We start from the raw sequence: 10422 nt of genomic DNA on the forward strand, positions 1-10422 counted from the left end.
TAATCCGCCGCCATGACCCGATCTCGAAATCCTCGTACCCCTCAGAAACCCTCGACCAGCCGTTCTCGCGCCTGGCTGGGCTGGGCTTTGAAGCTCAGCCTGGTAGGCCTGGTGATCGTTGCCGGCTTCGCGGTTTACCTCGATGCTGTCGTGCAGGAGAAGTTCTCCGGCAAGCGCTGGACCATCCCGGCCAAGGTGTATGCCCGGCCGCTGGAGCTCTTTACTGGTCAAAAACTGAGCAAAAACGACTTCCTTACCGAACTCGATGCGCTCGGCTACCGGCGTGAGAGCGCGGCCAACGGCCCAGGTGCGGCGGCCGTCAACGGCAATACCGTCGACCTCAACACCCGTGGCTTCCAGTTCTACGAGGGGATGGAACCGGCGCAGTTCGTGCGCGTGCGCTTCTCCGGCGATTACGTGGCGGGCCTTTCTGCGGCCAACGGCAAGGCGCTCGACGTGGTGCGGCTGGAGCCGCTGATGATCGGCGGCATCTACCCGAAGAACCTCGAAGACCGCATCCTGATCAAGATCGATCAGGTACCCAAGTACCTGCTCGAAACACTGGTAGCGACCGAAGACCGCGACTTCTACAGCCACTACGGCGTGTCGCCCAAGTCCATCGCCCGGGCAATGTGGGTCAACACATCGTCGGGGTCCATGCGCCAGGGGGGCAGTACCCTGACCCAACAGCTGGTGAAGAACTTCTACCTCAGCAGTGAGCGCAGCCTCAGCCGAAAGCTGACCGAGGCAATGATGGCGATGCTGCTTGAGCTGCATTACGACAAGCGCGAGATTCTCGAGGCCTACCTCAACGAGGTGTTCGTCGGTCAGGATGGCCAACGTGCAGTTCACGGTTTCGGTCTGGCCAGCCAGTTCTTCTTCAGCCAACCGCTGTCTGAGCTGAAACTGCACCAGATCGCCCTGCTGGTAGGCATGGTCAAAGGCCCGTCCTACTACAACCCGCGGCGTTACCCTGACCGTGCCCTGGCTCGCCGCAACCTGGTGCTCGACCTGGTGGCCGAGCAAGGCGTGGCCAGCCAGGCGGAAGTTGATGCAGCGAAGAAGATGCCGCTGGGCGTGACCAAGCGCGGCAGCCTGGCTGACAGCTCGTTCCCGGCCTTCCTCGACCTGGTCAAGCGTCAACTGCGCCAGGACTACCGCGACGAAGACTTGACTGAAGAAGGCCTGCGTATTTTCACCAGCTTCGACCCGATCCTGCAGATGAAGGCCGAAACTTCGATGAGCGAGACCTTCAAGCGCCTGTCGGGGCGCAAGGGGGCTGACGAGGTGGAATCGGCAATGGTCGTGACCAACCCGGAAACCGGTGAGGTACAGGCGCTGATCGGCAGCCGCCTGGCAGGCTTCGCCGGTTTCAACCGGGCCATTGATGCTGTGCGGCCGATCGGCTCGCTGGTAAAACCGTCGGTGTACCTGACTGCGCTGGAGCAGCCGAGCAAGTACACCCTGACCAGCTGGGTGCAGGATGAGCCATTTTCGGTCAAGGGTGCCGATGGTCAGGTCTGGCGCCCACAAAACTACGACCGTCGACCGCATGGCACCATCTATCTGTATCAGGGGCTTGCCAACTCGTACAACCTTTCGACTGCCAAGCTTGGCCTGGAAGTGGGCGTGCCCAATGTGATCAAGACCATTGGCCGGCTAGGGGTAAATGTCGACTGGCCAGCCTTCCCGGCCATGCTGCTGGGTGCTGGTGGCATGTCGCCGATGCAGGTTGCAACCATGTACCAGACCATCGCCAACGGCGGTTTCAACACCCCGATGCGCGGTATCCGCAGCGTGTTGACTGCCGAAGGCGAGCCGCTCAAGCGCTACCCGTTCCAGATCCAGCAAACCTTCGACCCGGGCGCCATCTACCTGGTGCAGAACGCCATGCAGCGGGTCATGCGCGAAGGTACCGGGCGCTCGGTGTACAACACCTTGCCGCGCTCGCTGACCCTGGCGGGCAAGACCGGTACCAGTAACGACTCGCGCGACAGCTGGTTCTCCGGCTTCAGCCAGGACCTGCTGGCCGTGGTGTGGATGGGCCGTGACGATAACGGCAAAACACCCTTTACCGGTGCCACCGGTGCCCTGCAGGTATGGACCAGTTTCATGAAAAAGGCCGACCCGCTGCCGCTGGACATGCCGCAACCGGACAACGTGGTGCAGGCCTGGATCGACCCTTACACTGGCCATGGGTCTGATGCCAGCTGTCCGGGAGCGGTGCAGATGCCGTATATTCGCGGGAGTGAACCGCCCGCCGGTGCGACCTGTGGCGGCGAGCAGAATCCTGCCGAGTCGGTCATGGACTGGGTCAAAGGCTGGATGAATTAAGCACAGGCTGCATTGATGAGGTGTGACGTGAACAAGTGGCTGTTTCCTGCCGTGACGGCGTTGGCTGTGCTCCAGGGGTGCTCCAGCGTCCCGCGCGGCAATATACCGGTGGTCGATTCGAGCACCCGCGTGTCCAACAGCGAGCGCGTGACGGCTAACCGCTCGGCGGGTGGCTATAACACGGGCACCGCGCAAGCGCAGACGCTGCCCGAAGACTCCGGTGTTACCGTGATGATTCCGCAGGGCGCTGGCGCTTCAGGTATCCAGACGTTCCCGGCTGCCAATGGCGCGGCACCGATCAGCACCTCGCCTATCACGCCTGGCCCGATTACCCCGGGCCCGGTCAGTTCGGCGCCGATGACCACAAACCCGAACCCGATCGCCGACGAGCCGTTCGACATCGCGGCCATGAACAGCGCCCCGGCAAGCACCAGCGCGCCAACCGGTATTCCGCGCAGCAGCACCGCTGCCGGTGGTCTGTCGGCCGACGAGCAGCTAGATGGCCCGGTGCTGGCCCTGTTGACCACCGCGCAGACCCAGCAGGGCAGTGGTGACTTCAACGGCGCTGCTTCGAGCCTTGAGCGTGCCCAGCGTATTGCCCCGCGCGAGCCGCAAGTGCTGTACCGCCTGGCCCAGGTACGCCTGTCGCAGGGTGATGCCGCCCAGGCCGAACAGTTGGCGCGTCGCGCCCTGACTTACGCCAACGGCCGGCCAAGCCTGCAGGCCGAGCTATGGAACACCATCGCCCAGGCCCGTGAAAAGCAAGGTGACAGCGCTGGCGCAGCACTGGCCCGGCAGAAGGCACGGGTCAATTCGTGATGATCGAGCAACGTATTCTGGATATTGCCGACCACCTGTTGCTGATCGAACGTGAACTGGTGGTGCAGGGGTGGTGGGATGACGAGCCACCCAGCGACGAGGCATTGGCCAGTACTGTGCCGTTCGCTGTCGATACCCTCAGTTTCGAGCAGTGGCTGCAATGGATTTTCCTGCCGCGCATGAAGATCATCATCGAGCTGGGCCATCCCCTGCCCAACGCCTCCAGCATCCTGGTCATGGCCGAGACCGTGTTTACCGACCGGCCGGAGCAAAGTCGTGAGCTGCGCCGACTGTTGGCAGCATTTGACCAATTGATCGCTCCTTCCGCCTGATTTCTTCAGTTTTTCCTTCAGGGGCCGCAGATTGTGGCCCTTTTTTGTGGAAATCTTATTTATTCTGCTGCTGAAGCGATTTTTAGTGGTGGCAGGAATTCATCTTGGGGAAAAATTGGCAATAATTTTTCTTGACATGTTGGCGCCGAATCACAAGAATCCAACTTCCGCTGTAGAGGGACTGCCAGAAGCAGACCCGCTAGGCAGATCATGAGGTGCACACCCGCGCCGACCTGTTACACCCCGCAACGCGTTACCTCGCGCTGGGTGGGAAAACCCCGCAACACTCTGGGGTGCTCCCAATACTTGCTCAGTCAGTGCTGACGTTTTCGCTCATGCTCTGCTTGGCAGTAAACCTATTAAGACCCGTCCACTAGGGACGGTATTCTGGCGTTTTAGAGGTGAACAACGTGGAGCTTTTATCTGGCGCTGAGATGGTCGTCCGCTTTTTGCGTGACGAAGGCGTTAAGCACATCTACGGGTACCCTGGTGGTGCTCTCCTGCATGTTTACGACGCGCTGTTCAAAGAACCGGAAGTGGAACACATCCTGGTTCGTCACGAGCAGGCGGCAACCCATATGGCGGACGGCTATGCCCGCGCCACCGGCAAGGCCGGTGTGGTGCTGGTAACCTCCGGCCCGGGCGCGACCAATGCCATTACCGGCATTGCCACCGCCTACATGGATTCGATTCCGATGGTCATCCTGTCCGGCCAGGTGCCTAGCACCATGGTGGGTACCGATGCCTTCCAGGAAACCGACATGATTGGTATCTCGCGGCCGATCGTGAAGCACAGCTTCATGATCAAGAACCCGACCGAGATCCCTGAAGTCCTCAAGAAAGCTTTCTACCTGGCGCAATCCGGTCGCCCAGGTCCGGTCGTGGTCGACATTCCAAAAGATATGACCAACCCGGCCGAGAAGTTCGAATACGTCTATCCGAAAAAGGTCAAGCTGCGTTCCTACAGCCCGGCGGTCCGTGGCCATTCTGGCCAGATCCGCAAGGCTGCCGAGATGCTCCTGGCTGCCAAGCGCCCGATCGTCTACTCCGGTGGTGGCGTGATTCTGGGTGGTGGCTCCGAAGCCCTGACCGAAATCGCCAAGTCGCTGAACCTGCCGGTCACCAACACCCTGATGGGGCTGGGTGGCTTCCCGGGTACTGACCGCCAGTTCCTCGGCATGCTTGGCATGCATGGCAGCTACACCGCCAACATGGCCATGCACAATGCCGACGTGATCCTCGCTGTGGGCGCACGCTTTGACGACCGTGTGGTCAACGGCCCGGCCAAGTTCTGCCCGAACGCCAAGATCATCCACATCGACATCGACCCGGCGTCGATCTCCAAGATGATCAAAGCCGACGTGCCAATCGTTGGTCCGGTCGACAGCGTGCTCAGCGAAATGCTCGGCATCCTCAAGGAAATCGGCGAGCAGCCTGACAAGGCGGCGCTGGATGCCTGGTGGAAGCAGATTGACGAATGGCGTGGCGATGGCGAGCTGTTCCCTTACGACAAGGGCGATGGCAACGTCATCAAACCGCAGAAAGTCATCGAGACCCTGTGCGAAGTGACCAATGGCGATGCCTTTGTGACCTCCGACGTGGGCCAGCACCAGATGTTTGCGGCGCAGTACTACCGCTTCAACAAGCCGAACCGCTGGATCAACTCCGGTGGCCTGGGCACCATGGGCTTCGGCTTCCCGGCGGCGATGGGCGTGAAGCTCAACTTCCCGGACCAGGACGTTGCCTGCGTGACCGGCGAAGGCAGCATCCAGATGAACATCCAGGAGCTGTCCACCTGCATGCAGTACGGCCTGCCGGTGAAAATTGTCAACCTGAACAACGGTGTGCTGGGCATGGTCCGCCAGTGGCAGGACATGGCCTACAACGGTCGTCACTCGCACTCGTACGTCGAGTCGCTGCCTGACTTCATCAAGCTGGCCGAGGCCTATGGCCATGTGGGTATCCGCATCACCAGCCTGAAGGACCTCAAGCCGAAGCTGGAAGAAGCGTTTGCGATGAAGGACCGCCTGGTGTTCATCGACATCGCGGTTGACCGCAGCGAGCATGTCTATCCGATGCAGATCAAGGATGGCTCGATGCGTGACATGTGGCTGAGCAAGACGGAGCGTACCTGATATGCGGCACATCATTTCCCTGCTGCTGGAAAACGAACCAGGTGCGTTGTCCCGTGTGGTCGGCCTGTTCTCCCAGCGCAACTACAACATTGAAAGCCTGACCGTGGCGCCGACCGAAGACCCGACCCTGTCGCGTCTGACGCTGACCACCGTTGGCCATGACGAAGTGATCGAACAGATCACCAAGAACCTGAACAAGCTGGTCGAAGTGGTCAAGCTTGTCGACCTGTCGGAAAGCGCTCATATCGAGCGCGAACTGATGCTGGTCAAGGTCAAGGCCACCGGTGCCCAGCGCGCCGAGATCAAGCGCACCACGGATATCTTCCGTGGCCAGATTGTCGACGTGACCGCCAGCGTGTACACCGTGCAGCTGAGCGGCACCAGTGACAAACTGGACAGCTTCATCCAGGCGATCGGCACTGCATCGATTCTCGAAACCGTGCGCAGCGGCGTTACCGGCATTGCCCGTGGCGACAAAGTGCTCAGCATCTAAATTCAAAAATTAGCGATGGCTCCGCAGGGGCCGAGATATAACCAGGGGTATTTCATGAAAGTTTTCTACGATAAAGACTGCGACCTTTCCATCATCCAGGGCAAGAAAGTCGCCATCATCGGTTACGGCTCCCAGGGCCACGCTCAAGCGTGCAACCTGAAGGACTCCGGTGTAGACGTTACCGTCGGTCTGCGTAAAGGTTCGGCTACCGTTGCCAAGGCTGAAGCCCACGGCCTGAAAGTTGCCGACGTTGCAACCGCTGTCGCTGCGGCTGACCTGGTCATGATCCTGACCCCGGACGAGTTCCAGGGCGCGCTGTACAAGAACGAGATCGAGCCGAACATCAAGAAGGGCGCTACCCTGGCCTTCTCCCACGGCTTCTCGATCCACTACAACCAGGTTGTTCCGCGTGCCGACCTCGACGTGATCATGATCGCACCGAAGGCCCCGGGCCACACCGTTCGCTCCGAGTTCGTCAAAGGCGGCGGCATCCCTGACCTGATCGCTATCTACCAGGACGCTTCGGGCAATGCCAAGAACGTCGCCCTGTCTTACGCTTCGGGCGTTGGTGGTGGCCGTACCGGCATCATCGAAACCACCTTCAAGGACGAGACTGAAACCGACCTGTTCGGTGAGCAGGCCGTTCTGTGCGGCGGTACCGTCGAGCTGGTCAAAGCCGGTTTCGAAACCCTGGTCGAAGCTGGCTACGCGCCAGAAATGGCCTACTTCGAGTGCCTGCACGAACTGAAGCTGATCGTTGACCTCATGTACGAAGGCGGCATCGCCAACATGAACTACTCGATCTCCAACAACGCCGAATACGGTGAGTACGTTACCGGCCCGGAAGTCATCAACGAAGAATCCCGCAAGGCCATGCGCAACGCTCTGAAGCGCATCCAGGACGGCGAGTACGCGAAGATGTTCATCTCCGAAGGTGCTACCAACTACCCATCGATGACCGCCAAGCGCCGCAACAACGCCGCTCACGGTATCGAAATCATCGGCGAGCAACTGCGCTCGATGATGCCGTGGATCTCGGCTAACAAAATCGTCGACAAGACCAAGAACTAAGTCTTATCGATAGATGAAAAACGCGGCTTCGGCCGCGTTTTTTCGTTCTGGGAGCCCGCTTCTGGTATAAAGCAGACCAGTGGCCTGCTGTCAGAACCTGTTTCGCGGGCCCGTGTCGAACATTTTCCATCCTGTTGCAAGGTACCCTTTATGAGCGAACGTCCCGAAGAGCCGAACAAGCCCTCCGACGCCGAAAGCCTGCTACCTGTCGATGAGCACGTTGAAGAAGGGCATGACGCCGAAGGCCGCAAGGTGCGCCACCGCGGCATCTACCTGCTGCCCAACCTGTTTACCACCGCCAACCTATTTGCCGGCTTCTATTCCATCATCAGCTCGATGAGCGCACAGAGCGCCCTGAGTGCCGGTGACCCGCGCGAGGCGAGCAAGTACTTCGCCTTTGCCGCCATCGCCATCTTCGTGGCCATGGTGCTCGATGGCCTGGACGGCCGCGTTGCACGCATGACCAATACCCAGAGTGCCTTCGGTGCCGAGTACGACTCGCTGTCGGACATGGTTGCCTTCGGCGTGGCCCCTGCTTTGCTGGCATTTGGCTGGGCGCTGGGTGACATGGGCAAGGTCGGCTGGATGGTCGCCTTCATTTATGTGGCCGGTGCAGCGTTGCGTCTGGCACGCTTCAATACCCAGGTCGGCACTGCCGACAAGCGTTACTTCATCGGCCTGGCCAGCCCGGCTGCCGCAGGGGTGGTGGCGGGTACCGTGTGGGCGTTCAGCGATTACGGCATTCAGGGCTCCAAGCTGTCGTTCCTGGTGGCGCTGCTGGTAGCGGCTGCCGGCATGCTGATGGTCAGCAATATCAAGTACAACAGCTTCAAGGAGCTGGACCTCAAGGGGCGCGTGCCGTTCGTGGCCATCCTTGCCGTGGTGCTGGTATTTGCCGTCGTGTTCAGCGACCCGCCGCGCATCCTGCTGCTGATCTTCCTCGCCTATGCGGCATCTGGCCCGATCCAGTTCCTGCTGAAGGCGCGCCGGCGCAAAGCGTGAAAATCGCTTAACGCTGGAATAACCTTCCGGCTCCATAGTCATACTGGTACATCCGTTACCCAGTGCTATGGAGCCGCCCATGCTCATCAAGCTTCCCAGGTCTTCCGAGTGCAAGGCCTCGCAGATCACGCCAGAAGGCATCTACCTTTCCCGTCGCACATTGCTGGGTGGCTCGTTGGCCGGTCTGGCGCTGGGCGCCCTGCCAGGCGGGGCTGGGGCTGCAGAAGTCTCGCGTTATGCCGATGTGCAGGCCGGCACCGCGCCAGCCTGGTTCGCCGACAAGCTCGCTGCCACGCGCTGGCAGGCGATGACGGTGAAGGACGAGGCGATCACGCCGTTCAAGGATGCCACCCATTACAACAATTTTTACGAGTTCGGGCCCGACAAGGGTGACCCGGCAGCCAATGGCGATAGCCTGAAGACCGAGCCGTGGTCGGTTGTGGTGGATGGTGAGGTGGGCAAGCCTGGGCGCTATGCGCTGGAAGACTTCGTCAAGCCTTATCAGCTTGAAGAGCGGATTTATCGGCTGCGTTGCGTAGAGGCTTGGTCGATGGTTATCCCTTGGTTGGGATTCCCTTTGGCGCAGGTGCTCAAGCAGGTGGAGCCCACGTCCAAGGCGCGGTATGTGCGCTTCGAAACATTGAAGGATCCGCAGCACATGCCCGGGCAGCGTTCGGGGTTCGCCCTGATCGACTGGCCTTATAGAGAGGGGCTTCGCCTGGACGAGGCAATGCACCCTTTGGCGATCCTGGCGGTAGGCATGTATGGCCGCGAACTGCCGAACCAGAATGGCGCGCCGTTGCGCCTGGTGGTGCCGTGGAAGTATGGCTTCAAGAGCATCAAGTCGATCGTGCGCATCAGTTTGGTGGCTGAGCAGCCCGGCACTACCTGGGAAGGGCTGGCGCCGGATGAGTATGGCTTCTATGCCAATGTGAACCCTACGGTCGATCACCCGCGCTGGAGCCAGGCACGTGAGCGCCGATTGCCCAGCGGGTTGTTCAGCCCCAATGTGCGAGAGACTCAGATGTTTAATGGCTACGCCGATGAAGTGGCGTCGCTGTATACCGGGCTCGATCTGCGGAAGAACTATTGATGCGTTACCCCTGGTTTCGCCTGGCTATTTTCGTCGTGGGATGTCTGTTCCCAGCGTGGTGGTTATATGAGGCAGCGATGAACCTGCTGGGGCCTGACCCCGGGAAGATCATGATGGATCGCCTTGGGCTTGGGGCACTCACCTTCCTGTTGGTGACCTTGAGCATGACGCCACTGCAGAAGGTGACGGGCTGGTCGGGGTGGATCGTGGTGCGTCGGCAGCTGGGGTTGTGGGTGTTTGCTTATATAGTGCTGCACATCCTTTGTTACCTGTTCTTTATTCTTGGGCTGGATTGGGGGCAGTTGGCGGTGGAGCTGAGTAAGCGGCCCTACATTATTGTGGGTGCGCTTGGGTTCCTGTGCTTGCTGGCCTTGGCGGCTACCTCGAATCGGTATAGCCAGCGGCGGCTGGGGGCGCGGTGGAAGAAGCTGCACAGGTTGGTGTATCTGGTTCTTGGGCTGGGCTTGCTGCACTTTTTGTGGATTGTGCGTTCGGACCTGCGGGAGTGGGCTGTCTATGCGTTTATTGGTGCTGTGCTGATGGTGCTGCGGATTCCTGCTGTTGGGCGGGGGCTTTCGAGGGTTGGTCGGAAGCAGGGCAGGGCGGTTTGAGAGTGAGGTGGGGCTGCCAAGGGTCGGTCTCGAGATAGTAGTGGCTGTGAAAGGTGCTTGCCTTTGATCTTGTGGCGCCTGTGAGATCGAGCGCCGCCCGCGCGGCGCATCGCGACGCAAGGCCGCTCCCACATTTGTTTCGGGCCAGTCCAGCCTGTGCCATTGGCGCGCGCCCCCTTGTTTGTTCCCTTCAATATTGAAGGTTGCGCCGCCCCTTCACTGCAATCTCCAGCCATACACCCAGGGTGCGAGTGCGGAGGAGGCAGGAGTAACTGGCCCGAAACAAATGTGGGAGCGGCCTTGCGTCGCGATGCGCCGCGCGGGCGGCGCTCGATCTCACAGGCGCTGACTGTGTTGTGGCGGACACCTGGTGGCCTTTCTACGGTGTTTCCTGCTTATATTTCAGTTTCTTGAAATTAAAGGTTGACGCCCTTCTGAATCCCCTTATAATGCGCCCCACTTCCAGCGACATCGGAACGACAAACTCCTTGAGATTCAATGAGTTAAGTAGTTAAGGTGGCGTTGAAAGGGC

9 protein-coding genes are annotated in these 10422 nt (G+C 60.1%); all 9 read left to right on the plus strand.

From position 1 onward, the window contains the following. Positions 1-12: 12 nt before the first annotated feature. The 9 genes from mrcB (at position 13) to msrQ (ending at position 9890) form a co-directional block, all read left to right on the plus strand. Complete coding sequence (mrcB, locus tag CKW35_RS27135) at positions 13-2334, plus strand: penicillin-binding protein 1B (RefSeq protein ID WP_016489139.1); 2322 nt, start codon at positions 13-15, stop codon at positions 2332-2334. A gap of 15 nt (positions 2335-2349) precedes the next feature. Continuing rightward, positions 2350-3153: a tetratricopeptide repeat protein gene (locus CKW35_RS27140; RefSeq protein ID WP_016489138.1), complete on the plus strand. Its 804-nt coding sequence runs from the start codon at positions 2350-2352 to the stop codon at positions 3151-3153. After that, positions 3153-3485 (plus strand): YqcC family protein, encoded by a 333-nt coding sequence (locus CKW35_RS27145; RefSeq protein ID WP_016489137.1) that lies wholly within the window; start codon positions 3153-3155, stop codon positions 3483-3485. Before CKW35_RS27140 ends, CKW35_RS27145 begins: the two co-directional genes overlap by 1 nt. Positions 3486-3895: 410 nt before the next feature. Next, the gene (locus tag CKW35_RS27150) at positions 3896-5620 is read left to right on the plus strand and encodes an acetolactate synthase 3 large subunit (RefSeq protein WP_031311555.1); all 1725 of its coding nucleotides are present in this window, start codon (positions 3896-3898) and stop codon (positions 5618-5620) included. A gap of 1 nt (position 5621) precedes the next feature. Next, on the plus strand, positions 5622-6113 hold the full coding sequence (gene ilvN / locus CKW35_RS27155) for an acetolactate synthase small subunit (RefSeq protein ID WP_003250040.1): 492 nt from the start codon (positions 5622-5624) through the stop codon (positions 6111-6113). Positions 6114-6167: 54 nt separating this feature from the next. Then, positions 6168-7184, plus strand: a complete 1017-nt coding sequence (ilvC, locus tag CKW35_RS27160) for a ketol-acid reductoisomerase (RefSeq protein ID WP_003250043.1) — start codon at positions 6168-6170, stop codon at positions 7182-7184. 150 nt (positions 7185-7334) lie between these two features. Next, a complete protein-coding gene (pssA, locus tag CKW35_RS27165; RefSeq protein ID WP_003250045.1) occupies positions 7335-8186 on the plus strand; it encodes a CDP-diacylglycerol--serine O-phosphatidyltransferase in 852 nt (283 codons plus the stop codon). A 79-nt stretch (positions 8187-8265) separates the two neighbouring features. Then, positions 8266-9279, plus strand: coding sequence for a protein-methionine-sulfoxide reductase catalytic subunit MsrP (gene msrP / locus CKW35_RS27170; RefSeq protein WP_095117288.1), 1014 nt, complete (start codon positions 8266-8268; stop codon positions 9277-9279). After that, on the plus strand, positions 9279-9890 hold the full coding sequence (msrQ, locus tag CKW35_RS27175) for a protein-methionine-sulfoxide reductase heme-binding subunit MsrQ (RefSeq protein ID WP_023046899.1): 612 nt from the start codon (positions 9279-9281) through the stop codon (positions 9888-9890). Before msrP ends, msrQ begins: the two co-directional genes overlap by 1 nt. The last annotated feature ends 532 nt before the right edge of the window (positions 9891-10422 follow it).

The sequence above is a fragment of the Pseudomonas sp. Irchel 3F3 genome (genome assembly GCF_900187545.1).
Lineage (GTDB): Bacteria > Pseudomonadota > Gammaproteobacteria > Pseudomonadales > Pseudomonadaceae > Aquipseudomonas > Aquipseudomonas fortuita.